The sequence below is a fragment of the Nocardia sp. NPDC050413 genome (assembly GCF_040655475.1).
Taxonomy (GTDB): domain Bacteria; phylum Actinomycetota; class Actinomycetes; order Mycobacteriales; family Mycobacteriaceae; genus Nocardia; species Nocardia coubleae.
The window spans coordinates 1-25,249 of sequence record NZ_JBFAJZ010000026.1; the positions used below are offsets into that span (position 1 = coordinate 1).

Consider the following 25,249-nt stretch of genomic DNA (forward strand, 5'->3'; position numbering starts at 1 on the left):
GAACAGCGCTCGAGACTTGCGCTACGCGCGTGCGCTTCGAGCGCTGTTCGCGCGGCCCCCCAGGGGCCGCGCTCGAGCGCGCCAGCGCTCCAAAAACACAGCCACTACCTCCCGCAATCACAAAACCCAAAGAGCCGGGCACCTCACCCGACGTACGCTCAAAACACAGGGGGCAACCTTGAAGTGGACCGAGACCGTCGACTCCACCACCGCTGAGAAAATCCGCACCCTGCTCGACCGCGCGAAGTCCGCCGACGGCGTCGCCCCCGTCTCCGAGCAGGCGGTCCTGTCGCTCGCCGAAACCACCCCCGGCACAAGACATCTGCTCGCCGAACACAACGGCGAGATCGTCGGCTACGCGAATCTCGTTGCGGCACATGGTGAACACCCCGCCATGGCCGAGGTCGCCGTCGCCCCCGGCGCGCGCGGACAAGGTATCGGCACCGACCTCGTCCGCACAGCCCTCACCGAAGGCGGCGCGGGCGCCCGCGTCTGGGCACACGGCGACCTGCCAGCCGCCAAGGCCCTCGCCGCAGCCCTGAAACTGACGAAAGCACGCGAACTCTGGCAGATGCGCCGCAGCCTGGCAACCCCGGAGCTACCCCCACTCGAGGTCCCCGAAGGCCTCGTCCTGCGCACCTACCAAGGCCCCGCCGACGATGCCGAACTGTTGCGGGTCAACAACGCCGCCTTCGCTTGGCACCCCGAACAGGGCGGCTGGACCGAACGCGACATCGCCGCCCGCCGCGCGGAATCCTGGTTCGACCCGGCCGGGCTCTTCCTGGCCTTCGACGCCGCCGATCCCGACCGTCTGCTCGGCTTCCACTGGACCAAGGCGCACCCCGATGCCGCCCCGGCGGGCGAGGTCTACGTCGTCGGCATCGACCCCGCCGCGCAGGGCCGTGGCCTGGGCCGACTGCTCACCCTGGCCGGACTGCACCACCTGCGCGACACGGGCCTGACCGAGGTGCTGCTCTACACCGAAGCCGACAACCACGCCGCCGTGCGGACCTACACCAAACTGGGCTTCGCACCGGCCCATATCGACGTCGCCTACGCGCTGAGCTGACCAGCTGCGAGACAGCTCACAGTTCCTCGGCAACCCTGAATATTGTGAGGATGACCGGGTACCGACGAGTAAAACTGGGGCAAACATCACACGCTCGGTCTAATCGCGCCGGGCTGTTCATTCTCCGTTAACCCACCTCGGGCCAACTGTCAACCGGGCGAACCTACGTTACTTCTGGGCGGCACAGTCGTCGCCTGGTGCTCGCGTTCACCCGCGATCCGCACCACCCAACTCGCCCGGGCCGGTGAGGGACCGAGCGAGTTCGTCAGCAATGTCGGAGGAAAAGTGAACTTCAAGCGCACCAGCGCCCTGGTCGGCGTCTTCGCCGCGGGTGCCATGTCTCTGGCCGCCTGTGGCAGCGACGACAACACCGGTGACAACGGCGTGGCCGCCAACAGCGCCGTCGAATGCGCGGGCACGAAGGCGCTCAAGGCGAGCGGTTCGTCGGCGCAGAAGAATGCCATGGAGCGCTTCGTCGCCGCCTACGAGGCCAACTGCGACGGCTTCACCCTGAACTACACCTCGAGCGGCTCCGGTGCCGGTGTCAACGAGTTCATCGGCGGTCAGACCGACTTCGCCGGCTCGGACTCGCCGCTGAGCTCCAAGAAGGACGAGCCCGCCAAGGCGCAGGAGCGTTGCGCGAGCCCCGCGTGGAACCTGCCGACCGTCTTCGGCCCGATCGCGATCACCTACAACGTCGACGGCGTGACCGACCTGGTCCTCGACGGCCCGACCGCCGCCAAGGTGTTCAGCGGCGCCGTCGCCACCTGGGACGCCCCCGAGATCAAGGCGCTGAACCCCAACGCCAAGCTGCCCGCGGAGAAGATCGCCGTGATCTTCCGCTCCGACGAGTCGGGCACCACCGACAACTTCCAGCTCTACCTCGACGCTGCCTCCGATGGCGCGTGGGGCAAGGGCGGCGGCAAAACCTTCAACGGTGGCGTCGGCGAAGGCGCCAAGGGCAACGAGGGCACCTCGGCCGCCATCAAGAACACCAAGAACTCGATCACCTACAACGAGTGGTCCTTCGCCAAGGCGCAGAACCTGTCGATCGCCCAGATCGTCACCTCGGCTTCCAAGGACCCGGTCGCGCTGAGCACCGAGTCGGCGGGCAAGGCTATCGACGCCGCCAAGATCAAGGGCGAGGGCAACGACCTCGTGCTCGACGTGAGCTCGTTCTACAAGCCGGCCGAGGCGGGCGCGTACCCGATCATCATGCCGACCTACGAGATCGTGTGCTCCAAGTACGCCGATGCCGAGACGGCCAAGGCCGTCAAGGCGTTCCTGACCTCGGCCGTCACCAACGGTCAGGACGGACTGGACCAGGCCGGCTACATCGCCATCCCGGAAAAGTTCAAGACCAAGCTGACCACCGCGATCAACGCCATCTCCTGATCGCTGCGTAGGCCATGACCATGCACCCTGAGGTGACCGCACCGGGCTCGTCGGATTCGACGGGCCCGCGGGCGGCCGGAGATACTTCGCATATGCCGACCGAACCGAAATTCGACAAGGCCCCGGAGAAGGGTCGTTCCGGGCGCCTGAACGCCGAGACGATCTTTCGGTGGCTGGCCACCGCGGCGGGCGCGACCATTGTCGCGGCCATCGCGTTGATCGCGTTGTTCCTGCTGATCCGCGCGGTCCCCTCGCTCATGGCCGACAACGCCAACTTCTTCACCAGCACGGAATTCTCCACCGGTGACGCGAACAACCTGCGCTTCGGCATCCGTGACCTGTTCATGGTCACGGTGCTGAGCTCGGTGTTCGCGCTCATCGTCGCGGTGCCGATCGGCGTCGGCATCGCGCTGTTCCTCACCCAGTACGCGCCGTCGCGGTTGGGCAAGCCGTTCACCATGCTGATCGACCTGCTCGCCGCGGTGCCGTCCATCGTGTTCGGTCTGTGGGGCTTCCTCGTGCTCGCCCCGCAGATCGCGCCGGTGCAGGAGTTCCTCAACTCCAACCTGGGCTGGTTCTTCCTGTTCTCCGACGGCAACGTCTCGATCGCCGGTGGCGGCACCATCTTCACCGCCGGTGTCGTGCTCGCCGTGATGATCCTGCCGATCATCACCTCGGTGGCCCGCGAGGTGTTCGCGCTCACCCCGCGCGCCCACATCGAGGCCGCCCAGGCACTGGGCGCCACGAAGTGGGAAGTCGTGCGGATGACCGTGCTGCCCTACGGCCGCAGCGGTGTGATCGCCGGTTCCATGCTCGGCCTCGGCCGCGCGCTCGGTGAGACGATCGCCGTGCTCGTGGTGCTGCGTACCGCGAGCAACGCGGGCACCTGGTCGCTGTTCGACGGTGGTTACACCTTCGCCTCCAAGATCGCCTCGGCCGCCTCGGAATTCAGTTCCCCGCTGCCGACCGGTGCCTACATCGCCGCCGGCTTCGTCCTCTTCGCGCTGACCTTCGTCGTCAACGCACTGGCCCGCCTGGCCTCCGGTGGAAAGGTGAACGGCTGATGACCACCACATCGACCCTCGACAAGCCGGTCAAGGCGCCGACGTTCCGCCATGTCAGCAACGGCAGGCGGATCAAGAACAACATCGCCACGGGTCTGGTCACCCTCTGCTTCGTGATCGCGCTGATCCCGCTGGTGTGGGTGCTCGGCCTGGTCCTGGTGAAGGGCATCGGCTCGATCATCACCGCCGACTGGTGGTTCAACTCGCAGAAGGGCATCCTGCCGGACCAGTCCGGCGGTGGTGTGTACCACGCGATCTACGGCACGATCGTGCAGGCGCTGATCGCGACCGTCATCGCGGTGCCGCTCGGCGTGATGGCCGCTGTGTACCTGGTGGAATACGGTCGCGGCAAGCTGGCCAAGGTCACCACCTTCATGGTCGACATCCTCGCCGGTGTGCCCTCGATCGTGGCGGCGCTGTTCATCTTCGCGCTGTGGATCGCCACGCTCGGTATGCCGCAGAGTTCCTTCGCGGTGTCGCTGGCGCTGGTGCTGCTGATGCTGCCGGTGGTGGTGCGCAACACCGAGGAGATGCTGAAGCTGGTGCCCGACGAGCTGCGCGAGGCCTCCTACGCGCTCGGCGTGCCCAAGTGGAAGACCATCCTGCGCATCGTCATCCCCACCGCCGCGCCGGGCATGATCTCGGGCATCCTGCTCGCCCTTGCCCGCGTGATGGGTGAGACCGCGCCCGTGCTGGTGCTGGTCGGTTACTCGAAGTCGATCAACCAGAACATCTTCGACGGCAACATGGCCTCGCTGCCGCTGCTGATCTACCAGGAGCTGGCCAACCCGGAGCCGGCCGGTCGCGCGCGTGTCTGGGGTGCGGCGCTCACGCTGATCCTGCTCATCGCGCTGCTGTACCTGGCTGCCGCCGCGGTCAACAAGCTGCTCACCCGGAACCGATAGAAGCGAACGGAAACTCCCATGGCCAAGCGGATCGACGTCAAAGATCTCAACATCTACTACGGCAGCTTCCACGCCGTGTCGAACGTGGACCTGACCGTGCTGCCGCGCAGCGTCACCGCCTTCATCGGTCCCTCCGGTTGTGGCAAGTCCACCGTGCTGCGCTCGCTCAACCGCATGCACGAGGTGACCCCGAACGCCCGCGTCGAAGGTGCCGTGCTGCTCGACGGCGAGGACATCTACGGTTCGGCGATCGACCCGGTGGGTGTGCGCCGCACCATCGGCATGGTGTTCCAGCGCCCGAACCCGTTCCCCACCATGTCGATTCGCGACAACGTGGTGGCCGGGCTGAAGCTGCAGGGTGTGCGCAACAAGAAGGAACTCGACGAGGTCGCCGAGCGCTCGCTGCGCGGTGCGAACCTGTGGAACGAGGTCAAGGACCGTCTCGACAAGCCCGGTGGTGGTCTGTCGGGTGGTCAGCAGCAGCGTCTGTGCATCGCCCGCGCCATCGCGGTCTCGCCCGACGTGCTGCTGATGGACGAGCCCTGCTCGGCCCTCGACCCCATCTCCACCCTGGCGATCGAGGACCTGATCACCGAACTCAAGAAGGAGTTCACGATCGTCATCGTCACGCACAACATGCAGCAGGCCGCCCGCGTGAGCGACCAGACCGGTTTCTTCAACCTCGAGGCCCAGGGCAAGCCCGGCAAGCTCATCGAGATCGACGACACCGAGAAGATCTTCTCCAACCCCACCCAGCGCGCCACCGAGGACTACATCTCGGGCCGCTTCGGATAAGGATCCAACGAGAAAGCCCCCGCACTCCTTCGGGAGGGCGGGGGCTTTCTCGTTGCGCTGCTTCAGTTTTCGATTTCGCCGTCCGGGAGCACGCCGGTGACGAGGAAGATCACGCGGCGGCCGATCTCGACGGCGTGGTCGGCGAAGCGCTCGTAGTAGCGGCCCAGGAGGGTGACGTCGACGGCGGCGGCGACGCCGTACTTCCACTCCCGGTCCATCAGGAGGGTGAACAGGTGGCGGTGGAGGTCGTCCATCGCCTCGTCGTCCTGGTTGAGCTGGGCGGCGCGCTCGGGATCGCGGGTCTCGAGCACCTCCTTGGCGCCGGCGCCCATGTTCACCGCGATGCGGCCCATCTCGGCGAAGTAGCCGTTCACCGATTCGGGCAGGGCGTGATTGGGGTGGCGGCGGCGGGTCACCTTGGCGACGTGCAGGGCCAGGGCGCCCATGCGGTTCACGTCGGCGACGATCTGGATGGCACTGACCACCTGACGCAGGTCGCCCGCGACGGGGGCCTGCAGCGCGAGGAGAGCGAACGCCTTCTCCTCGGCCTCGGCGATCATCACCGAGATCCGATCCTGCTCGCCGATGACCTGCTCGGCGAGTGCGAGGTCGGCCTGCAGCAGCGACTGGGTTGCTTGCTCCATGGCCTGGCCGGCGAGACCGGCCATTTCGCCGAGCAGATTGGCGAGCTCGGCCATTTGCTCGTTGTAGATGACACGCATAATGGCTGACCCTAGTGGGTACCGGTACCCCTGTCACCCAACACGGGGTTAATGCCGTGTGGCACAGTCGTGCCAGCTCAGCGCGCGTGGTGAATCGGGCAGGCTCAGTCGCAGCTGGTGTCGGCGGCGTTCATGTGCTCGAGGTCCGAGGGCAGACGCACCGGCGCGGCCGAGACCGGCTCACCGAGCGACACCGCGGGCAGCTCGGCGCCGACCGTCGTGGGGGTACGTACCTGGCCCGTGTAGTCCGAGCCGACGACCACCTCGATGATGCCGCTGAGGTCGTCGTCGCGTTGCAGGACCGCGCCGGGGATGGCACTGGCCACGGTCGCGGCGGCCGCCTCGTTGCCCTCGGCGTAGCGCACCTCGGTGGTGTCGGTGTACTCGGTGGCATTGGCGACGTTGTAGATGCCGAACCCGAAGTTCGACAGCTTGTTGGCCGCCTGCCGGGCCATGCCCGCGGTCTGGGTGCCGTTGGTCACCAGCAGCGACACCGACGCCGGGCTCACCGCGTACATCTTGGGCGCCTGGGTGGGAGCCGCGGGTGTGCTGGGGTTGGTGATCGGCGGCGCGGTCTGTTCACCGGGCAGCGGCTGGTCGTCGATGATCGCGCGGAAGATCGCCTTGATGTCGGCTTCGCGCGGAATCTCGTTGCCGTAGGACGTGGTTCCCGCGGTCGGGGCGGTGATGAAGGTGACCGCACCCGCGTTCACCTTCTGCAGCGACCGCCCGAGCAGGATCAGGTCCTTGGTCTCGACACCGTCGACGAAGGTGTGCTGACGGAACGCCTCGACGAAACCCTGCAGCTTGGCCGGGTCGAGCAGCACCTGACCCGACAGCGCACCACGCAGCAGGGCCGCGAGGAAGGTCTGCTGCCGGTGGATGCGGTCGTAGTCGCTGCGCTCCTCGCCGACCACGTGCCGGGCGCGCACATAGTTGAGGGCTGTCTCGCCGTTCACGCGCTGCTTGCCGGAACTCTCGAGCACGGTGCCTAGCACGCCGTCGATGATCGGCTTGGTCGAGCACACCTCCACGCCACCGATCTGGTCGACCATCGCCTCGAACCCGGCGAAGTCGATGCCGATGAAGTGGCCGATGCTCAGACCCGACATCTTGCGCACCACGTCGGTCAAGCAGCGCGGGCCACCGAGCGCGTAGACGGCGTTGAGCTTGTCGCCCATGAACGGGGGAAACTTCTGGTCTGTGTACGTGCCCTTGTCGTTGTCCCAGCCCGCGCACTGCGGCCGGGTGACATCCAGGTCTCGCGGGAAGGAGACGACCACCACGCGGGAGCGGTCCTTGGGGATGTGCACGAGCATCGCGGTGTCGGCGCGAGCGCCTTCCGCGTCGACAGTGGAGCCCGCGCCCATCTCTGCGTTCAGGCCCGCGCGGGTGTCGGTGCCGACGATGAGGTAGTTCTCGTCGCCGAGCTGCATGTCACCGTCGAGCACGTCCTCGGTGGCACCGTCGAGGGCCGACACCTGGGTGAAGCCGTTGTTCGTCGCCCGCAGGTAACTCCAGCCACCACCGGTGACCACCAGCGCCAGCACGGCGAAGAAGGTGACCGCGACCCGTCCCGCGAGGCGTGCCTGCTTCGCGCGGCGCCGTTCGGGTGTCCGGGCGGCGGCGGTCTTGGTTTCGGCCCGCTTGGGCTCGACGCGCTTCGGCGCGGCCGCCGGGGTCTCGGTGACGGCGGGCAGGATATCGGTGACCTGCTCGTCGACCCGACGAGCAGGCGGTGCCGTGCGGACCGTCTTACCCTTCGCCGGGGCGGTTTTGCCCTGGGCGGGCACGGTCTTGCCCGGCGCGGGAAAAGTCTTGCCCTGCGCGGGAATCGCGGTCGTCGCGATGCGGTCGGCGGGGGAGTCGACGCGATGCGGTGCGGCGGGGGCGTCGCCGGGCGAACCGTCGGCGCGTGCCGCGATATCGGGGCGAGGGGTCGGGCGGGGTGCCTGGTCGCGGGCGCGGCGGCCCGCGCGGGAAGTACCCGATGGATCGGCGGGGGCGCGGCGGCTGCGTTTGGTTCGTTCGCTGTCGACCCGGTCGACGAGGTCCTGGACGGTGAGCGGGGCCGCGTCGGGATCGGCGTCGGCGTGCCGTGATCGGCGGGAACCGGTGTCCTTCTGTGCGGGCGGTTCGGCAGCCGGATAGCGCTCCCACGGGGCGCGACCTCCGGGCCGGGGCGTACGCCCGCGCCGATCGTCACCCACCAGCGAACCTCACTTCTCTATCTGCCGCATACGCGTCATCGTTCGGCTGCTCGGTCGAACCGGAGCCGAACGATGTCCGCAATGATAACGATTCCGCCACGAGTAGCCACTCCAGTGCACAACAGATTCGCACGGAATCCGGTTGCGACGCGCTGACCAGCGCCGAAGCTTTACCCTCCGCTGTGCATCACATCGGCGGCGGTGGGCACGGTGTCGTCCTCGGGGTCGTCGAGCCACCCGTCGGGCAGCACGACCTTGGTCTGCGGCGAGCCCTGGCGACCGCGCGGGCCGAGGGCGTCGGTGGGGAAGGGCACGTCCGGATCGAGCTGTGCGACGAGGTCCTCGATCTGGCTCAGGGCCGACACGGTGGCGAAGCTGCGGCGCAGCTGCGAGCCGACCGGGAAGCCCATCAGGTACCAGGCCATGTGCTTGCGGATATCGCGCATCGCCTTGTCCTCGCCGTCGTGCTCGGCGAGCAGGGTGGCGTGGCGGATCAGGATCTCGCCGACGCGGCCCAGCGTCGGGCCCTCGGGGACGGGTTCGCCGCGCAGGGCGGCGCTGAGCTCGGCGAACAGCCACGGCCTGCCGAGGCAACCGCGGCCGACGACCACACCGTCGCATCCGGTCTCGTTCATCATGCGCAGCGCGTCGTCGGCGGTGAAGATGTCGCCGTTGCCGAGCACGGGAATGGTGGTGACGGCTTCCTTGAGCCGGGCGATGGCCGACCAGTCGGCCGTGCCGGAGTACAGCTGCGATGCGGTGCGCGCGTGCAGGGCGACGGCGGCGGCACCCTCGGCCTCGGCGATGCGGCCGGTGTCGAGGTAGGTGTGGTGCTCGTCGTCGATGCCGATGCGGAACTTGAACGTCACCGGCACGCCCGCCGGTTCGGCGGCCTTCACCATCTCCTTGACGATGTTGGCGAACAGCCTGCGCTTGTAGGGCAGCGCGGAACCGCCGCCGAGCCGGGTGACCTTGCGGACCGGGCAGCCGAGGTTCAGGTCGATGTGGTCGGCCCAGCCCTCACCGACGACGATGCGGACGGCCTCGCCGAGCGTCTTCGGGTCGACACCGTAGAGCTGCACCGAGCGCGGATGCTCGTCGGCGTCGAACGACATCATGTGCAGCGTCTTCTCGTTGCGCTCGACCACCGCGCGGGCGGTGATCATCTCGCACACGTAGATGGCGGTCTTGCTGCCGAATTCGCGGCACAGCTTGCGGAAGGCCAGGTTGGTGATGCCCGCCATGGGTGCGAGCACGACGGGCGGATCGACCGGGTAGGGCCCGATCCGCAGCGTGGTCGGTGCCTGGGGCATCGTGATAGTCACGTCTGCCATTCTCGCATCCGCCCGGATGTGATCGATCTCGCGTACCGGCGACTTCGGCCGGGTCACGGCCCGATCGGGACGCACGCGACAGCATTTATGTGGTACTCGACGTTCGGGATATGTCCGTCGGCTCAGTAGCCTGAGCTTGCCGCTGCCGGCGGCGCGCTGTCCCCACATCATCGGAGAAGACCCCCATGGCCGAAGACGCCACGACCACCACCCCCGCCGCGCCCGGTAAGGCGACCGTGGCGATCAGTGTCTCGTCGCTGGTCGGCGGTGCCGCCATCGCCGTGCTCGCCGTCGCCGCCGTCGTGCTCGGCATGCTGTACGGCTCGGCGCGCTCGGATGTCTCGAATCTGCGTGCCGAGGCCGCCGACGACGCGAAGGCCGAACAGATCGCCCTCGACTACTCCGTCGGCTCGGCGACGCTGAACTACCAGGACGTCGACGCCTGGGTGGCCAAGCTCAAGGCGGGCACGTCCACCGAGCTCGCGGGCAAGTTCGACGTCACCGGCGACAAACTCGAGGACATCGTCGTCCCGCTGCGCTGGGCCTCCACCGCCACCCCGATCACCGCGAAGGTACTCGAGCGCGAGGGCCAGGTGTACAAGGTCGCCGCGTTCGTCGACGTGAGCACCACCAACGCGCAGAACCCCGACGGCCTGCGCAACACCGTCACCTACAACATCACCGTCGATGCCGGGCAGGACTGGAAGATCACCGATGTCGGCAGCGCCGACGGTGCCCTGCCGATGAAGTAACCGGCTGTACGAAAAAGCGCCGCCCACCGGAATTCCGGTGGGCGGCGCTTTTTCGTGAGCTCTAGACGCTGGCCATCTCGCGCTTCTTGGCTTCGCGAGCGAGCATGCGGTCGCGCTGCTCCTCGAACTTGACGACGTCCTGGCTCAGCTTCTCCAGGAAGTCGCCGAGGCGCTCGCGGGTGGCCTCGCCGCGGGCGGTGAAGTCGGTGCGCTCGAAGATGTTCCACTTCTTGAGCACCGGCTGCACGACCTCTTCGAGGTGCTGACGCAGGTCGTAGATGCCGTGCTTGGCCATCAGCACACCGTTGCGCCGGAAGTTGGGCATCCCGGCGCCGGGCATCTGAAAGTTCTCCACGATCAGCGAGATCGCCTCGATCGCCTGGTCGGGCGACAGGTCGAGCGCCGCGCCGCAGAGGTTGCGGTAGAAGATCATGTGCAGGTTCTCGTCGGCGGCGACGCGCTGCAGCATGCGGTCCGCGATCGGGTCGTCGCACACCTTGCCGGTGTTGCGGTGACTCACGCGGGTGGCCAGTTCCTGGAAGGTCACGTAGGCGACCGAGTGCAGGAAGCCGGCGTCCACCTCGGTGGGGGAGGCGAACCCGTTGGTCATGTGGATCATGCGGGCGTTCTCGAGCGCCACCGGATCCACGCCACGGGTGACCACCAGGTAGTCACGCATCACGATGCCGTGGCGGTTCTCCTCGGCGGTCCAGCGACCGACCCAGGTGCCCCAGGCGCCGTCCTGGGAGAAGTTCTCGGCGATCTCACGGTGGTAGGACGGCAGGTTGTCCTCGGTGAGCAGGTTGGTGATCATGGCGGCCTTGGCCACCTCACTGAGCTTGGACTGCTCAGGATCCCAGTCGATGCCGCCCATGGCGGCGAAGTTGCGGCCCTCGTCCCACGGGACGTAGTCGTGCGGATGCCATTCCTTGGCCAGCGACAGGTGCCGGTTGACGTTTTCCTCGGCAACCGGCTCCAACTCCGTGAGCAGTTCGAGTTGAGTCAGATCCCTTGCCATGTAAAAACCCTTCGCTGTCGTGCTTGCGGTCGAACGTCGCGATGCGGCCATACCTTACGGCACCGTAGGTGTGATGCGAAACGCAACTGAGCGTAAAGCCGATGAAGTTGAACAACGCCACAACATCGGCAGCTGCCGGTAGGACGTACTGACGAGTCTAGGTCTTCGGTCCGCAGCGTAGGGACTATCGCTGTAGTGGCGGCGGCGTTAGCGCCCACCGGGTGAACTCTCGGTGTCGCGGCGCGGGAAGTGCTGTCGGCGAGGTCGTTCGCCTGTTCAGGGCCCATGACGGCCGGCTCTTCCGGCGCGGCCGGGAAGTGCCACGTGACAGTGGTCACGGTGAAGTGATGGTGCCCCCTGTAGGACTCGAACCTACGACCTAGTGATTAAAAGTCACCAGCTCTACCAACTGAGCTAAAGGGGCGCGCAGCGGAGTCTAACCGACACCGCGCCGCGACGCCGAATAGTGTCCCCGATCAGCCGGGCGTCCGAGGCGCGGGCCCGGTCGGCCCCGGTAACGGCGGCGCACCCCGGCGCGATGCCCGGCTGACGGGCTGGAGCACATCGACGTTCCCACTTCCCGTCGCGACGTGTCATCGAATAGTGTTGTGGGTCAACAGCTTTCGATCAACAGGAGTGTGTGGGTGATGCCGGGGTCCGCGAGTGCGCCGCAGGGGGGCGCTGGACAGGCCAACAATGCTGTGCGAGTGCGGTTTTCGCATTCGATGCCACGGCTCACGGTTGCGCCCGGTTTGCCTGTCCGGAAAAACGGACCGGGTGTCCCATTCGCATGTTGCCGTTCGGGGAATGCGGGTACGGTGATTACCTGGTGAATTTCGAAACAATCACCGGGGCCGCACTTTCCGGCGCCCGGTGGTGGGTGCGGTGTCGCGGAATTCATCGGGGGTTCGATGTGCCGGGGTGAACGCGAAGGCGCGCGAACTCCTCGCAAAGGGGCAGTCGCTACCGCAGGAGGAGGCGGTTCTCACAGGTATTGAGCCCGAGTGTGCACCCCCTGTGGCGCACCCGGGCCGGCGAACTATACCAGCCGGAGGGGTACCGGCATTCGGCGAGTTTACATACCAAAAGTATGAAAAATAACCACAATTCGCGCCGCGGGTCTGTCATTGATCGGCGGCGACGAGAAGGTTCGGAGGCGTTTCGAGCATGGCACGGCAGCAAGAGCGGGCGCGCCGCACACGCGCCGCGATAATCAAGTCCGCGGCCGTCGAGTTCGGGAAGAGCGGGTATGCCGCGGCATCGCTCAACCGCATTCTGGAAGGTTCGCGCGCGACAAAAGGCGCGATGTACTTCCACTTCGACTCCAAGGAAGACCTCGCACGCGCGGTGCTCGACACCGCGGTCGAGCGGTACCGGCTGTGCGCGGAGCGCTGGCTGGCCCGCACCGACCTCGGTCCGCTCGACGTGCTGCACGGCATGGTCGACGAGGTCGCGTTGCGGCTCGAGCACGACACCATCGTGCAGGCCGAGTACCGCCTGGTGATCGAACCCGACTTCCATCGCGACGCGGGCAACGGCGGTGGCCGCATCCTCGGCCGGGCCACCCGGGTGCTCGCGGTGCGCGCCATCGACGACGGTCAGCTGCGCGCCGACGCCGACCCCGACCGGTTCACCAGAACCCTCGCCGCGGCGCTGGCGGGTCAGCGGTATCTCGTCGACCCGATCAGCACCGGTTCGGCCGCCGATCTGCGTGCCCGCTTCGCCGAGGTGCTCGAGGTGATCGTCGAGGCCATGGCGACGCCGCTGTGGATACAGCACTTCCGTACCGACGGCTGGCGTGCCCAAGCCCGTCTCGACGACCTCGGTTTGGGCGCCTGACCAGGCGATTTGGAAGAGCGCACCGAGGTGTCATAAGCTATGCGAGCTCCCAACGGAAACGTTGAAGCCGCCCCGGAGAGATTCGGAACGAGCCCCCTTCGTCTAGCGGCCTAGGACGCCGCCCTTTCAAGGCGGTAGCGCGGGTTCGAATCCCGTAGGGGGTACAGTCTTCGGACTGTAGTGTAGGAAAAGCAAGGCCCTGTGGCGCAGTTGGTTAGCGCGCCGCCCTGTCACGGCGGAGGTCGCGGGTTCGAGTCCCGTCAGGGTCGCAAGTAAGCGCCGAAGCAATCCGGCGCTTCGCGTATGGCATTCCGTACGGGTGCCTGCGGCCAGGTAGCTCAGTTGGTACGAGCGTCCGCCTGAAAAGCGGAAGGTCGCCGGTTCGATCCCGGCCCTGGCCACAAAAGATCCCCTCACCAGAGCATCTGGTCGAGGGGATTTTCGCGTTCAGGGGTGGAAGACGAGGCGGCCCACCGTAGTGCCGTCGCCGAGCCGGCCGAGGCCCTCGGGCACGTCGCTCAGCGACAGGCGTTCACTGATCAGCGGCTTCACCTGGCCCTCGGCGGCGAGCCGGGTCAGTTCGTCGTGGCAGTCGCGGATCGCCTGCGGGTTGTATTGCTTGTAAAGACCCCAGTGCAGGCCGATGATCGAATAGTTCTTGATCAGGGCGTGGTTGAGAGCCGGTTGGGGGATGGTGCCGCCGGCGAAGCCGATCACCAGGATGCGGCCCTCGAAGGCGATGCATTTGGTCGACTTGGCGTAGGCGTCCCCGCCGACCGGGTCGTAGACGACGTCGGCGCCGCGCCCGCCGGTGAACTCCTTGACGATCGGCACGAAGTCCGAGGTGTGCCGGTCGATGACGAGATCGGCGCCCAGTTCGCGGCAGTATTCGGCCTTGTCCGGCCCGCCGACCACACCGATCACGGTGGCACCGGCGGCCTTTCCGAGCTGCACGGCGGTGCTGCCGACGCCACCGGCCGCGGCGTGTACGAGCAGGGTTTCCCCGGTTCGCAATTGTGTGCGCCGATGCAGGGCGAACCAGCTCGTCTGGTAGCCGATGCACAGGGCGGACGCTTCGGCGTCGTCGAGTGACTCGGGGGCGGGGAAGGCGTTGGCCGCGTCGAGCACCGCCATCTCGGCGAAGGCGCCGCCGGGCAGGTCGGTGGTGCCGACGATCCGGTCACCGACCGCGAACCCGGTGACGCCGTCACCGACCGCGACCACCGAACCACACAGTTCCACACCGGGGGTGAACGGCAGCGGCGGCTTCACCTGGTACTGCCCACGGCACAGCAGCACGTCGGGGAAGTTGGCCGGTGCGGCGAGCACCCGCACCAGCAGTTGTCCCGGACCGGCGACGGGGTCGTCGATCTCGTTGAACCGCAACACCTCTCGTGGTTCACCGAGTTGGTCTACCTGCCAAGCCTTCATGGGCTGTCTCCTTGCAGTAAATGAGCGCTTGCTTAGCTTGGCGTGCCGACGTTGTCGTGTCAATCACAGATCGCCTCGGTGGCCGAGTCTGTCGGTGCGTGCCGAGACGGTGGCGATCGACGAACACCACCTGCGCGTTTCCGGAAACGGCATCGATCGGGGTACAGTCGCCCCGCGAGAAAGCAGCAAGGCCCTGTGGCGCAGTTGGTTAGCGCGCCGCCCTGTCACGGCGGAGGTCGCGGGTTCGAGTCCCGTCAGGGTCGCACGAGAAATCCCCCGTACCGGTCGGTGCGGGGGATTTTCGCGTCAGCGGCGGTGGTCGATGCTGGTGATGCGGTAGCGGCCGGTCGAGATCTCGGTGGTCTTGATGGTCTGGTGCACCTTCTCGATGGCGGTGTCGCCGGGCCACTGCTGATGGATCGTGACGTGCCAGATGGATGTATCGGTGGAATCGCCACGGGTGATGTGGGTGCAGTACTTGATGTCCGGTGGCAGGGTGGCGATGCCCGCGGCGAGAGCGGCCTCGTCGCCGACATGGGCGTTGTCGGTGACGAAGGACCTGGCCTTGACGGCGTCGCGGTCGACGTAATAGCTGTACTCGAAACCGAGGATGGCGCCCTGGGGTGAGCTCGCGTCGCCGCGTTCGGCGCTCACCGTGATGGAGGTGGTGCGGAACTCCTCACAGCCGGGAAGCGCGTGCGCGGGCAACGGTGGCGTGGTGCTCGAGGTGGGAGCTGTGATGTTCGACAGCCCGGCTTGCCTTGTGTCCGAGGCGGATCGGTCGCCCGGGCCGAGGAAGATGGTGGCGGCCACGCCGAGCAGCACGACGAACAGCAGTGCGCCGACCACGCCCTTGATCGCGGCGGCGGCCTTCGTGCGGCCGTGGCCGTCGTCGTAGCGTTCGTCGTTGTAGTTCTTGCGTGGCCTGCGTGCGATGGGGCCGCCGCCGCCGAAATCCTTGAGCTTGGGCAACACCGGCATCTCCACGTGGTCACCGCTCTGCTCGGTGGCGGTCGTCGTGGCCCAGTCGTTCCAATCCACATCGTCGTGGCGGACCGGTTCGACGGGGATGTCGGCGTCGGTCCAGTCGTTCCAGTCGCCGGTGAACCCGTCGTCGTCCTCGTCGGGGTGGCGGTAGACGGGTTCGGGCAGCAGCGGCGGCGCCGGGGCGTCGGTGAACGGTTCCGGTTCCGGCGGCGGCCACATCTCCGGGTTGGTCCCGATGGTCTGCGGCTCGGCCTCGCGCCGCCGCCTGCGCCGTCGTTTGCCCTGCGGACGACGGCGCCCGGTGGCGTCCGGCGACGAGAAATAGGCACCGAACGGGTTGTCCATGCGCGCGGCCTAGGCGTTCGCCGGGACAACTCCGGGTTGCCCGTGTTTGGGGGCGTTCGACGGTCGTTCGCTCTCCTGATCCTGTTGCGGGCGCGCGGCGGGTGGAATCACCCCGCCCTGCATCGGCTGCTGCTGCGCGGGTGCCTGCTGGAACGGAGCCTGCTGTGGCGCTTCGGGTTTGGGTGTCGGATTGGTCGGCGCGGGGGCGGGGGTATCCGGCTTCGGTGCCGCACCTCCGGAGTTCGCACCACCCGAGTTCGCGCCGCCGGAGTTCGCGCCGCCCGAACCACCCGGGTTCGCACCTCCGGATCCACCGGAGTTGCCGCCGAGACCGCCGAACAACGTGTTCGAATTACCGTTGTTACCAGCACCATTGGTTCCGGGCGTGGTCGTCGCGGGCGCGGTGTTGGCCGGTGTGTCGGCCGTACCGTCCACCCCGGCCGCCAGGGTGTCGATGCCGGTTGTCGCCAGCTCGGCGCCCTTGTCGATGCCGTGCATGGCGACTTCGGCGATCTTGTCGATGAGGTGCGTGCCGAAGGTGACACCGGCATCGATGGCCGCCGTACCGAGGCTCACACCGCCGTCGATCAGCGCCTCCTGCAACGCGATCTGCGCCGCGACCGCGGGGTCGGTGCTCTTCTCGTCGTTCCAGGTGGAGGTGTCGGTGCCGCCGGTGCCGAGCACGTACACGCCCGGCGCGACCTCGGTCGCCCCCGGCGGAACCGTCACCCCGTTGGTCCCGCCGAGATCGCTGGTGAGCCCCTGGGTGTCGCGGGTGTGCTGGTCCATCTCGGTGCTGGCCGCACCGACCACTCCGACGGCCTCCTGGATCGCCTCCTCGGCGAGCTCGACGATGGCGTCGAGATTGTTGCTGTTCACGGCGGGTGCGGCGGACTTGGCCTTGCGCCGGAACTCCGCGATGATCGCGTCCACCTTGGCGGCCGCGTTCGCCTGCGTCGTATGCGCCTGGCCGAGCAGGGTACTGAGCCGCTCACCCCGGTCGGCCGCGGCCGACACCTCGGTGGCGGTCCGGCGCAGCGCCGGAGTCGCGGGTGCGGCGGTGTCGGTGGACTCGAGCGCGTAGAGGCCGAGCCGGTGCGGGTCCTCGGTAGCCGTGGTCGCGGCCGAGGCGGAGGTGAGGGCGGAGACGACGGCGGGATCGGGGTCGGCGGAGGTGTTGGTGCCCAGCGCCTTTCGTAATTCCAGCAGCGGCACCTCGAGCAGCGCGATCACCGGTTCGATCTTGGCCTCGGCCTCTTCGGGGGTGATGGTGCTCAGGGTGTTCTCGGTGACGAGCGATTTCGTGCGCATCAGGCCACCTCGTTCTCGACCGCGCGCAGGCCGGCGGCCACATCCGTGTCGACGCCGGTGACGTCGTCGCCGAACCGGGTCAGGATGTCCTGATAGGCGCTGACGAGATTCCCGGCCGTGCTGAGCGTGGAGGCGTGCGCGCCCGCCGCCTGGGTCCACGCGGCGGCGAATTCGCGGCCGAGCACGCCCAATCCGGAAAGATCGACCCCCGCCGCGGTGGTCGTCTGGGTGGCCGCGGTGCCAAGTAGTTCGGAAACCCGAGCTGCCGCACGCTGATAAGCGTCGAGCGCTGACGGGTCGAATGACATTTCTGCCACGATGTCTGCCCCTTCACGATCGCGGATCCCGGCGCTGCCGGCACTGAAAAGCGTAACCACCTGGGGCCGTTCGTGGGGGCGTCCGAAACTCTTGGCCACCTGGTTCTCGAGAATCCCCTGGTCGGCGCCGAGCTGACCGACCGGTAGGGTCGGCCGCGATGGCTGTCCTCCTGCTCACGCTGCTCGGGTTCGCCCTGCTGGACGCGCTCGACGTGTTGCTGGTGGCGATCACCACCGCCGTGGTCGCCGACAGCAGGCTGGCCAGGCGTTCGCCCCTGGTCGGTGTGCTGAGCTTCCTCGGCGGTGTCTTCGCGGTGTCGGTGCTGTTCGGCGTCGCGACGGTGCTCGGTATCGACTTCCTCGTCCGCCTGCTCGACTTCGACCTCACCCCCACCCTGCGCTACTGGGGTGAGCTGGTGATCGGGCTCGTCCTGATCGCGGTGGCGGCGATTCCGGTCGACGCGGGCGCGGCGCCGGGCGGCCGGTGGGTCCAGCCGGTGCGCAAGTACCCGTGGCTGATGGGGGTGATCGGTTTCACCCTCGGTCTAGCGAAGGTGCCGACCTCGGTGCCGTATCTGGCGGCGCTCGCCCTGATTTCCGCGCAGCGTCCGCTGCCCGCGAGCTGGCCGGTGCTGGTGGCGGCCTACTGCCTCGTGGCGCTGGTGCTGCCGCTGGTCGTGCTCGCGCTGGCGCTGCGCAGAACCCCGGGGGCACGGCGGATGTACCGGATGCTCGTGCGTGGCGTGACCCGGTTCGGGCCGCCCGTCGTCCGTGTCCTTTTCGTCGTGTTCGGTGTCGTGCTCGTCGTCGACGCGCTGGTCCACGCCGGGCAGCTGTGGTGAGGGCCCCGGGCGGCCGCTCAGGAACACGTCAGGTCTATCGAGTACGGTCATAACGAATCGATGACGTGCCTCGGCGCCCGCACCCTGGGCCGCCGGGCGTTACCAGGTGAGCAGGGAGGGCGACCCTTGAGGGTTACCGTTGTTGTGCCGACCTACAACGAGCGGGAAAATCTGCCGGTGGCGGTGGAGCGGCTGACGGCGCTGCCGGTGCCCGATCTGCATGTGCTGGTGGTGGACGACAACTCACCGGACGGCACGGGCGAGGTGGCCGACAAACTGGCCGCAGAGCTGCCGAACGTGGTGAGCGTGCTGCACCGCACCGAGAAGGACGGCCTCGGCCGCGCCTACATCGCGGGCATCACCCAGGCCCTGGCCGACGGCGCCGACGTGGTGATCCAGATGGACGCCGACCTCTCGCATCCGGCCGAGGTGATCCCGGCCATGCTCGAGAAGCTGACCTCCGAGGACGTCGGCGTGGTGCTCGGCTCCCGCTACGTCCCCGGCGGCTCCACCGCCGAGGAGTGGAAGTGGTACCGCAAGGCCCTCTCGGCCTGGGCCAACTTCTACGTGAACCTGATTCTGCGCTTGGGCGTCAAGGACGCGACCGCCGGTTTCAAGGCGTGGAAGGCCGACACTCTGCGCGCCATCGACGTGGCCTCCATCCGCAGCAACGGTTACTCGTTCCAGGTGGAGATGAACTACCGCGCCATCAAGCGTGGCTACACCATCGCCGAGGTGCCGATCCGTTTCGAGGAGCGCACGGTCGGCGCGTCGAAGATGAGCCTGAAGGTGCAGCTGGAATCGGCACTCATGCCGTGGAAGCTCCTGTTCGGCCGTTCTGTCTAGACCACACGCGAAAAGGCCCGGCCGGGAACGTTCCCGGCCGGGCCTTTTCGCTGTGTGTCACTGCTCGGCGATGTGGCGGCGCACGCCTTCCAGCGCGATCACCATGGCAGGCACAAGCACCACGTGCATCAGCGACAGGGCGATGGTGGAGGCGGTGTCGAAGCCGGCGGTCAAGGTCATGCCGATGGTCGCGATCGACAGCACCGAGCCGACGACGGCGGCGACTCGCAGCACCCCGGTCCACTTGTAGGAGATCAGCACCGCGGCGGTCAGTCCGATCAGCAGCGGAACCACCGACATCAGGATCACCCCGCCAGGAGCGACGTCGGCGACCTTGCCGTCGGTGGTCGTGGTGAACGAACCGCCCGCTGCCTCGCCGATTCCCCAGATGATCAGATTCGCGATCAGGGCGGCGGCGACGGCGCCGAGCACGGCGACGGGCCGGTTCAGGGCAGGCAGGGTGCGGGTGGTGGTTGCGGTGGCGGCTGCGGTGGTCATGATGTTCTCCCTCATTCGGTGGTGACACAATCTTCAAACCTGAAGAATGGTTTAGGTCAAGGGCGGGCGGCGACATCCGCCTGAGACCCTGGTCACATTCCGGGAGGGTGAGCTGTCAGGCGCTCGGCCAGTTCAGCAAGGTGTGTTCGTAGAGCCTGCGGACTTCTTCGATCTCCTCGTCCATCGCGGCGGGATTCCACGTCGACACATCGATCGGCGGCAGAATCGCCACGTCGACGACACCGCTTCGGGCGATGGGCGAGTCGCGCCAGGCGATGTCACCGGCATTGCGGATGACGATCGGGATCACCGGGACGCCCGCCTGCTTGGCGATGTGGAAGGCGCCCTTCTTGAACGGGCCGAGCCCGCGGGTGTACGAGCGCGTGCCCTCCGGGGCGACGGCGATCGACAGACCTTCGCGCAGCGTCGAAACGACCGGTGCCAGCGCCGCTTTGGCGCGTTCGGTGTCGGAACGGTCGATGAAGGTGACGCCGACGAAGCGCATGAGCGGCCCGAAGAGGGGATGCGACCGCAGTTCCTTCTTGCCGATGCCGGTGACGCCACCGTCGAGCACCTTGGGAACGATGATGACGTCGAACTGGCTCTGGTGGTTGAACAGGAACACGGCGGGCCGTGGGGCACGGGCGTTTTCGGCTCCGACCACGCGCAGCTCGACGCCGAGGGTGCGCAGGGTCGCGGTGGTCCCGTCGTGCATGAGGGCGTCGGCCATGGCCTGGCGATCGCGGGTGTAGGACTTGCGGATCACGCCGGTCATGGCACCGGCCACGAGGGCGACGAAGGCGAGGACGGTGCGGGCGTAGTCGATCGCGCTCGGCGCTGTGCGCGGCTGGAACGCGCACGGGTCGACCGACCGGATGCCCGCCGATTCGAGCAAGGCGGGGGTGTCGGCGTAGACGTAGCCGATCTCGCAGTCGCGCGCCGCGGCGAATTCGCCCACCGCTTCGGCTTTCTCGGTCCCCCACAGTGGCGGTCCGTCGAGCTGACCGGTGAGAATTCCGTTGTCGGTGGCGAACTTCGTGCACAGCACGTTGTCGATGCCGAGGAGTTCGGCGAAGGGGCCCACCTGGTACGCCGGCAATTCGCTGACCAAAAGCACTGTGTGCCCGGCGGATCGGTGTTCGCGGACCAGCTGCCAGGCTTCGGGGAAGATCCGGCCGTGCATCTCCTTGCGGAAAATGCCGCGACCCAATTTCTCGAGTTCCGCTTCCGGCACACCGGCCCACGCCCGTTCGGCTTCGCGTAGGAAACGCTGATGGTCCCGTCGGAAGCCGGTCAGCATCGCGTTCCGCCGATCGTCGCCGCGTCGGCGACGCTTGCCGGGCAATCGCTTTCGGGGTAATGCGTCGACTACAGCTCGGGCGTCGAAGACGGCGAGCACCCGATCGCCCTGTGGACCGGTTCTGATGGCGGTGACCGCGTCGTCGATGCCGCTCACAGTGAGTTCCGATTCGACGGGTCGAGCGAGGCGGCCCGAGCGATCCGTTCGCCGAGATCACGTAATTGCTGCGCGAATTCGGTGCGACGCGCGATCAGGTCGTCCTCACCACCGGGCTCCGCCGGGGCGATCAAGTTGTGGTTGTCCGCCAATTTCCATGCGCTGGTGAACAATTCCGTCGATACCGATTCGGGACTGTGCAGCCGCTGCTGCAACAGCATCTGCTTGCCGACGGCGACGCATTCGTCGATGAATTCCTTGCGGTCGATCACGGCGTCGGCCGGGCGGGCGACGAGCCGTTCGGCCACCACGAGTTGCGCGTCGAAGAACGAGCGAAGGACACGGTGCGCCATGACGAAGCCGGACTCGGTGAGCGCGCTGAGGAACTGCTGGTCGAGGCGGTCGTCGGGGGTGTTCTCGTCCCACTCGGGGACGATCACACGCACCTCTTCGATGATCTGGTCGGCGAATTCCTCTCGTTCGGGGAAGAAGAATTCGAATTTGAGCAGGTCACGCAGCGCGAAGGCGGCCCGCCATGCCGCCCGGAGCGGGTCGTCGCCCGGCTGTTCGACGGCGGTGAGCGCGGCCAGCTCGAGAATGGCCCGGTTCACGAACCAGTGCACCGCGCTGTTGCGGTAGAACGCCGCCTCGAGGTGGGCGCCGGGTTCGATGGAGTACACCGGTTCCAGCCCGCCGCGATACACGGTGACCACCCCGGCCAGCGCCAGCTGTTCGAGGACGACCTGCAGGCCTTGCTCGTCGCGCAGCTTGGACAGCTCACCCGCGGGCAGGCCGCGCCGATCGATATAGCCGAGGACCGGGTCGAGCACGGTGCGCACCTGGCCCAGTGTCAGCGCGCGTTCGTGCACGCCGAGCAGCGCGAGGGTGACCAGGGCGTTGACGGTGATCGGGGTGACCGCGTTGATCCGCACCGCCACGTCGAAGGCCAAGCGCTGCACGGCTTTGCGTTCGGTCTCACCCAGCGCGGATTCGTCGGGCACCTTGGTGGCCCCGGTCGCGGTGTCGTGCAGCGGGATGGTCTTGGGACGCTCACCGAGTGGGTCGCCGTGGGTTTCCAGCCGTTCGCGCGCCGAAATCGCCTCGCCGAAGCGCACATACACGCGACCGGCCGAATGCTGCTGACTGCGAACATATCTGGCGAGCCAGGCGATACCTTCCGGCTTCTTCTTGCCGCCTGCCTGCTCGCTGGCGATGGCGCCGAGCTCGTTGAGCCGCTCGTAGGTGATCGACACCGGCACCAGCATCACGTCCTCGACGCGACCCGAACGCACCGCCGCCGCAAGGTAATTGAGCAAGCCGTACCTGGGTGGGCGCAGCTTGCCGGTCCTGGTCCGGCCGCCCTCGAAGTACCACTCCATATTGAACCGCTTGGACAGCAGATAGGCGAAGTACTCCTCGACCACCGCCTTGTACACCTCGTCGTCGCCGAAGCTGCGCCGGATGAACACGGTGCCGGTGCGCCGAGCGATCGGGCCCATCGGCCAGAAGTTCAGGTTCGCCCCGCCGATCACGTGGTTGGGTGGGAAGTCGTTGCGGGCCAGCACGTCGCCGAGGACGAAGGCGTCCACATACGAGCGGTGCGAGGGCAGGAAGACCAGTGGGTACTTGCGGTTGAGCGAGCGCAGGGCGTCCAGGCCGCCGAGGTCGGTGTCGACCTTCCAGGTCGAGGCGTGCACCGGGCGCATGGCCTGGGTGAAAAGATCCGACACCAGCCTGCTCTGCGCGGCCACCAGCTCGCGCAGGGCCTTCTCCGCGCTGCGGTGGACGTGGGCGGGATCGGAGCCGAACTCGTCGGCGATGTAGTCGAGCTTGCGCTGGAATTCCGGTGAGTCGAGGATTTCCTCGGCCACCAGCTGCGGCACCTTGTAGCGGTCGCCGATGACGGTGCGTTCCGCGCGTTCGAGCGCGACGACCGCCGCGCGCAGCACCGAGCGGGCGAAGGCGTCGGGCGAGCCCGACCGCAGCAGCGCGGCGGCCTCCGGATAGTTGGTGCGCAGCTCGCTCAGCCGCGCCGGCGCGCCGACCAGCACCTGGTGGCGGTCGGGATGGGTGCGCAGCAGGCGGCGCTGCACCAGGCGGTTCGGCTTGCGCGGGTTGGTGAGCATGGCCAGGTCGGCGAAGGTCACCCGGCGCACACCGTCGCGCTCCGGCGGCAGCCACAGCACCCGGACCGGGACGACCAGCGGGTCGTCGCGCCGGTTCACCAGGCGTTTGATCAGGGCTTTGGCATCGAGATCCACCTGCGTGACGGGTGCGTCGGAGTCGATCTCGCCCGCCAGCCCGCCCTCGGCGATCCAGGCGCCGATCACCTCGCGCTCCACACCGGAGGCCGCGTCGACCAGGGCGACTACCGAGTCCGCCTGCGGAGTCGCGCGCGTGGGCCGCCCATCGTTGTCGATCATCTCTCCATTGAAGCCGCAGATTCGCCGTAGCGCACCGAACTTCGCCGACAGCGCCTTCGCGGGTGACAATGAGTGGGCAAGGTTACCCCGCACACGGGTAGCAAAACCTAAAGGTAATGCTAACCTAACCAAGCTAAATTAGGTCAGCTTTACCTTGGAGGATCGTTGTCGTCGACGGAGCAGCCCACACGGGTGGAATATGTGACCGATCCGGCGGCAGCGATGTCGTGGTTGGCCTCGGCCGATCGGTTCGGCGAGTACGTGATGTACGAACAACCCGGTGCCTGGGTGTTTGCCGCCGACCCACTCGGCGGCGTCGAACTCGATGCCAACGAACTGCGCACCACCTGGGGTGAGCAGACCACCGCCCGCGCGTGGACCGGCAGACCCGCCGCCGCCGTCGACGCCGCCCTGGCGAGCCTGCCCCTGGACGGCCGCAACGCCTACGGCTGGATCGGGTTCGAATTCTGCGCCTATTCCCTCGGCGCCACCCGCTATCTCAACCCGCTGACCTCGCTGGCCCACCTGATGATCCCCCGCATCGAAGTGCGCATCGACGCCGACGGTGTGCGGATCAGCGGCGCCACCCCCGCCGAAATGTGCGATATCCACGACCTCATCGCGGCCTCGCAGGGCGCCGAGCTGCCGTCGGCGCATCCGGTCGACGTGCGACCCGATGTCACCGGATACCAGGACCGGGTGGCCACCGCCGTCGAGGAAATCCGTTCCGGCAGCTACCAAAAGGTGATCCTGTCGCGCAAGGTAGCGCTGCCCTTCGCTGTCGACGTCCCTGCCACCTACCGCCTCGGCCGCGCCAACAACACCCCCGCCCGCTCCTTCCTGCTGCGCCTGGGCGGTCTGGAAGCGGCCGGATTCAGCCCCGAGCTGGTGGCCTCCGTCGACGACGACCGAGTGGTCACGACCGAACCACTAGCCGGTACCCGCGCCTTCGGCCTCGGCCCCGAAGCGGACAGCGCGGCCCGAGTCGATCTGCTGGCCGATCCGAAAGAAATTGTCGAACACGCCATTTCGGTACAGACTTCGTTCGCCGAGATCGCCGAGGTAGCGGTTCCCGGTACCACGGCGGTCTCGGACTTCATGGCCGTGCGCGAACGCGGCAGCGTGCAACATCTCGCGTCGACAGTCCGCGGCGAACTCGCTCCCGAACGCACCGCCTGGGACGCGCTGGAAGTGCTGTTCCCGTCCGTCACCGCCTCCGGAATCCCGAAACAGGCAGGCGTCGACTCCGTCTTCCGCAACGACCACGACGAGCGCGGGCTGTATTCCGGCGCTGTCGTGTGTGTTTCACCAACCGGCGCACTCGAGGCGACACTGGTCCTGCGAGCGATCTACCAAACCGGCGAAGGGGCGTGGTTACGTGCCGGGGCGGGAATCGTCGGCCAGTCCCGCCCGGAACGAGAGTTCGAGGAGACCTGCGAAAAGTTGGGAAGCGTCGCACCCTACGTCGTGAAGGCGTGAAGTAAGAGTTGCACCGCGTGGACTGCGAGTGCGGTAGGTGCCAGACCCGAGTGATCCACGCCCCCAACCGCATTCCACCCAGTCCGCCATGACAGCATTCCCAGCCCCGCACGACCCGACCTCGAGGAGGGTCCGCCGCGAAGCGGCGTAGCGGCCCGGCCGCGCGAACAGCGCTCGAAGCGCACGCGCGAAGCGCAAGTCTCGAGCGCTG

21 protein-coding genes and 5 tRNA genes are annotated in these 25,249 nt (G+C 67.5%); 14 read left to right on the top strand and 12 right to left on the bottom strand.

The window, feature by feature from the left end; all coding sequences use genetic code 11:
- Positions 1–178 precede the first annotated feature (178 nt).
- The 5 genes from mshD (at position 179) to pstB (ending at position 5,228) form a co-directional block, all read left to right on the top strand.
- Positions 179–1,069, top strand: coding sequence for a mycothiol synthase (gene mshD, locus AB0I19_RS29030; RefSeq protein ID WP_357153243.1), 891 nt, complete (start codon positions 179–181; stop codon positions 1,067–1,069).
- Positions 1,070–1,354: 285 nt separating this feature from the next.
- On the top strand, positions 1,355–2,464 hold the full coding sequence (gene pstS, locus AB0I19_RS29035) for a phosphate ABC transporter substrate-binding protein PstS (RefSeq protein WP_357153245.1): 1,110 nt from the start codon (positions 1,355–1,357) through the stop codon (positions 2,462–2,464).
- Between the two features lie 92 nt (positions 2,465–2,556).
- Positions 2,557–3,528 (top strand): phosphate ABC transporter permease subunit PstC, encoded by a 972-nt coding sequence (gene pstC, locus AB0I19_RS29040; RefSeq protein ID WP_067640877.1) that lies wholly within the window; start codon positions 2,557–2,559, stop codon positions 3,526–3,528.
- Complete coding sequence (gene pstA / locus AB0I19_RS29045; RefSeq protein WP_357153248.1) at positions 3,528–4,433, top strand: phosphate ABC transporter permease PstA; 906 nt, start codon at positions 3,528–3,530, stop codon at positions 4,431–4,433. The genes pstC and pstA overlap by 1 nt, the downstream gene beginning before the upstream one ends.
- An 18-nt stretch (positions 4,434–4,451) precedes the next feature.
- A complete protein-coding gene (pstB, locus tag AB0I19_RS29050; RefSeq protein ID WP_067640881.1) occupies positions 4,452–5,228 on the top strand; it encodes a phosphate ABC transporter ATP-binding protein PstB in 777 nt (258 codons plus the stop codon).
- Between the two features lie 62 nt (positions 5,229–5,290).
- Here the strand turns inward: pstB and phoU are convergent, their stop codons facing one another.
- From phoU to dusB, 3 genes are all read right to left on the bottom strand, one after another.
- Positions 5,291–5,950 carry a phosphate signaling complex protein PhoU gene (gene phoU, locus AB0I19_RS29055; protein WP_357153251.1) on the bottom strand — a complete coding sequence of 220 codons (660 nt, stop codon included), beginning with the start codon at positions 5,948–5,950 and terminating at the stop codon, positions 5,291–5,293.
- A gap of 104 nt (positions 5,951–6,054) precedes the next feature.
- Positions 6,055–8,160, bottom strand: a complete 2,106-nt coding sequence (locus AB0I19_RS29060; protein ID WP_357153254.1) for an LCP family protein — start codon at positions 8,158–8,160, stop codon at positions 6,055–6,057.
- Positions 8,161–8,330: 170 nt separating this feature from the next.
- Positions 8,331–9,473 (bottom strand): tRNA dihydrouridine synthase DusB, encoded by a 1,143-nt coding sequence (dusB, locus tag AB0I19_RS29065; RefSeq protein ID WP_357153286.1) that lies wholly within the window; start codon positions 9,471–9,473, stop codon positions 8,331–8,333.
- Between the two features lie 206 nt (positions 9,474–9,679).
- On the opposite strand from dusB, the gene AB0I19_RS29070 reads away from it, so the two are divergent.
- Complete coding sequence (locus AB0I19_RS29070) at positions 9,680–10,246, top strand: hypothetical protein (protein ID WP_357153257.1); 567 nt, start codon at positions 9,680–9,682, stop codon at positions 10,244–10,246.
- Positions 10,247–10,307: 61 nt separating this feature from the next.
- Here AB0I19_RS29070 and AB0I19_RS29075 read toward each other — a convergent pair whose 3' ends face one another.
- Positions 10,308–11,264 carry an acyl-ACP desaturase gene (locus AB0I19_RS29075; protein WP_067492353.1) on the bottom strand — a complete coding sequence of 319 codons (957 nt, stop codon included), beginning with the start codon at positions 11,262–11,264 and terminating at the stop codon, positions 10,308–10,310.
- A 348-nt stretch (positions 11,265–11,612) separates the two neighbouring features.
- Positions 11,613–11,688 (bottom strand) — tRNA-Lys (locus AB0I19_RS29080).
- Positions 11,689–12,431: 743 nt separating this feature from the next.
- Between AB0I19_RS29080 and AB0I19_RS29085 the strand changes: the two genes are divergently transcribed.
- The 4 genes from AB0I19_RS29085 (at position 12,432) to AB0I19_RS29100 (ending at position 13,504) form a co-directional block, all read left to right on the top strand.
- Positions 12,432–13,103, top strand: a complete 672-nt coding sequence (locus AB0I19_RS29085; protein WP_357153260.1) for a TetR family transcriptional regulator — start codon at positions 12,432–12,434, stop codon at positions 13,101–13,103.
- A gap of 91 nt (positions 13,104–13,194) precedes the next feature.
- Positions 13,195–13,267, top strand: a tRNA-Glu gene (locus AB0I19_RS29090).
- A 31-nt stretch (positions 13,268–13,298) separates the two neighbouring features.
- Positions 13,299–13,372: transfer RNA gene (locus AB0I19_RS29095), tRNA-Asp, on the top strand.
- A gap of 58 nt (positions 13,373–13,430) precedes the next feature.
- A tRNA-Phe gene (locus AB0I19_RS29100) sits at positions 13,431–13,504 on the top strand.
- Positions 13,505–13,550: 46 nt separating this feature from the next.
- Here the strand turns inward: AB0I19_RS29100 and AB0I19_RS29105 are convergent.
- Complete coding sequence (locus AB0I19_RS29105) at positions 13,551–14,534, bottom strand: NADPH:quinone oxidoreductase family protein (RefSeq protein ID WP_357153263.1); 984 nt, start codon at positions 14,532–14,534, stop codon at positions 13,551–13,553.
- 189 nt (positions 14,535–14,723) lie between these two features.
- Here AB0I19_RS29105 and AB0I19_RS29110 point away from each other — a divergent pair.
- A tRNA-Asp gene (locus AB0I19_RS29110) sits at positions 14,724–14,797 on the top strand.
- A gap of 43 nt (positions 14,798–14,840) precedes the next feature.
- Here AB0I19_RS29110 and AB0I19_RS29115 read toward each other — a convergent pair.
- The 3 genes from AB0I19_RS29115 to AB0I19_RS29125 are packed head-to-tail and all read right to left on the bottom strand — an operon-like array spanning position 14,841 to position 17,494.
- Positions 14,841–15,866 (bottom strand): hypothetical protein, encoded by a 1,026-nt coding sequence (locus tag AB0I19_RS29115; protein ID WP_357153265.1) that lies wholly within the window; start codon positions 15,864–15,866, stop codon positions 14,841–14,843.
- Between the two features lie 9 nt (positions 15,867–15,875).
- The gene (locus tag AB0I19_RS29120; protein WP_357153267.1) at positions 15,876–17,177 is read right to left on the bottom strand and encodes a hypothetical protein; all 1,302 of its coding nucleotides are present in this window, start codon (positions 17,175–17,177) and stop codon (positions 15,876–15,878) included.
- Positions 17,177–17,494: a hypothetical protein gene (locus AB0I19_RS29125; RefSeq protein ID WP_357153269.1), complete on the bottom strand. Its 318-nt coding sequence runs from the start codon at positions 17,492–17,494 to the stop codon at positions 17,177–17,179. Before AB0I19_RS29125 ends, AB0I19_RS29120 begins: the two co-directional genes overlap by 1 nt.
- A gap of 158 nt (positions 17,495–17,652) precedes the next feature.
- Here AB0I19_RS29125 and AB0I19_RS29130 point away from each other — a divergent pair, with 158 nt between their 5' ends.
- The gene (locus tag AB0I19_RS29130; protein WP_357153271.1) at positions 17,653–18,336 is read left to right on the top strand and encodes a GAP family protein; all 684 of its coding nucleotides are present in this window, start codon (positions 17,653–17,655) and stop codon (positions 18,334–18,336) included.
- A gap of 84 nt (positions 18,337–18,420) precedes the next feature.
- Complete coding sequence (locus AB0I19_RS29135) at positions 18,421–19,182, top strand: polyprenol monophosphomannose synthase (RefSeq protein ID WP_210740475.1); 762 nt, start codon at positions 18,421–18,423, stop codon at positions 19,180–19,182.
- Between the two features lie 57 nt (positions 19,183–19,239).
- On the opposite strand, the gene AB0I19_RS29140 is transcribed toward AB0I19_RS29135, so the two are convergent.
- The 3 genes from AB0I19_RS29140 to AB0I19_RS29150 form a co-directional block, all read right to left on the bottom strand.
- Positions 19,240–19,680, bottom strand: a complete 441-nt coding sequence (locus AB0I19_RS29140) for a DUF6069 family protein (protein ID WP_357153274.1) — start codon at positions 19,678–19,680, stop codon at positions 19,240–19,242.
- Between the two features lie 115 nt (positions 19,681–19,795).
- Entirely contained in the window at positions 19,796–21,136 is a 1,341-nt protein-coding gene (locus tag AB0I19_RS29145) for a 1-acylglycerol-3-phosphate O-acyltransferase (protein ID WP_357153277.1), read from the bottom strand.
- Positions 21,133–23,559, bottom strand: a complete 2,427-nt coding sequence (locus tag AB0I19_RS29150; protein WP_357153280.1) for a glycerol-3-phosphate 1-O-acyltransferase — start codon at positions 23,557–23,559, stop codon at positions 21,133–21,135. The genes AB0I19_RS29145 and AB0I19_RS29150 overlap by 4 nt, the downstream gene beginning before the upstream one ends.
- Positions 23,560–23,724: 165 nt before the next feature.
- On the opposite strand from AB0I19_RS29150, the gene AB0I19_RS29155 reads away from it, so the two are divergent.
- Positions 23,725–25,038: a salicylate synthase gene (locus AB0I19_RS29155; RefSeq protein ID WP_357153283.1), complete on the top strand. Its 1,314-nt coding sequence runs from the start codon at positions 23,725–23,727 to the stop codon at positions 25,036–25,038.
- Positions 25,039–25,249 lie beyond the last annotated feature (211 nt).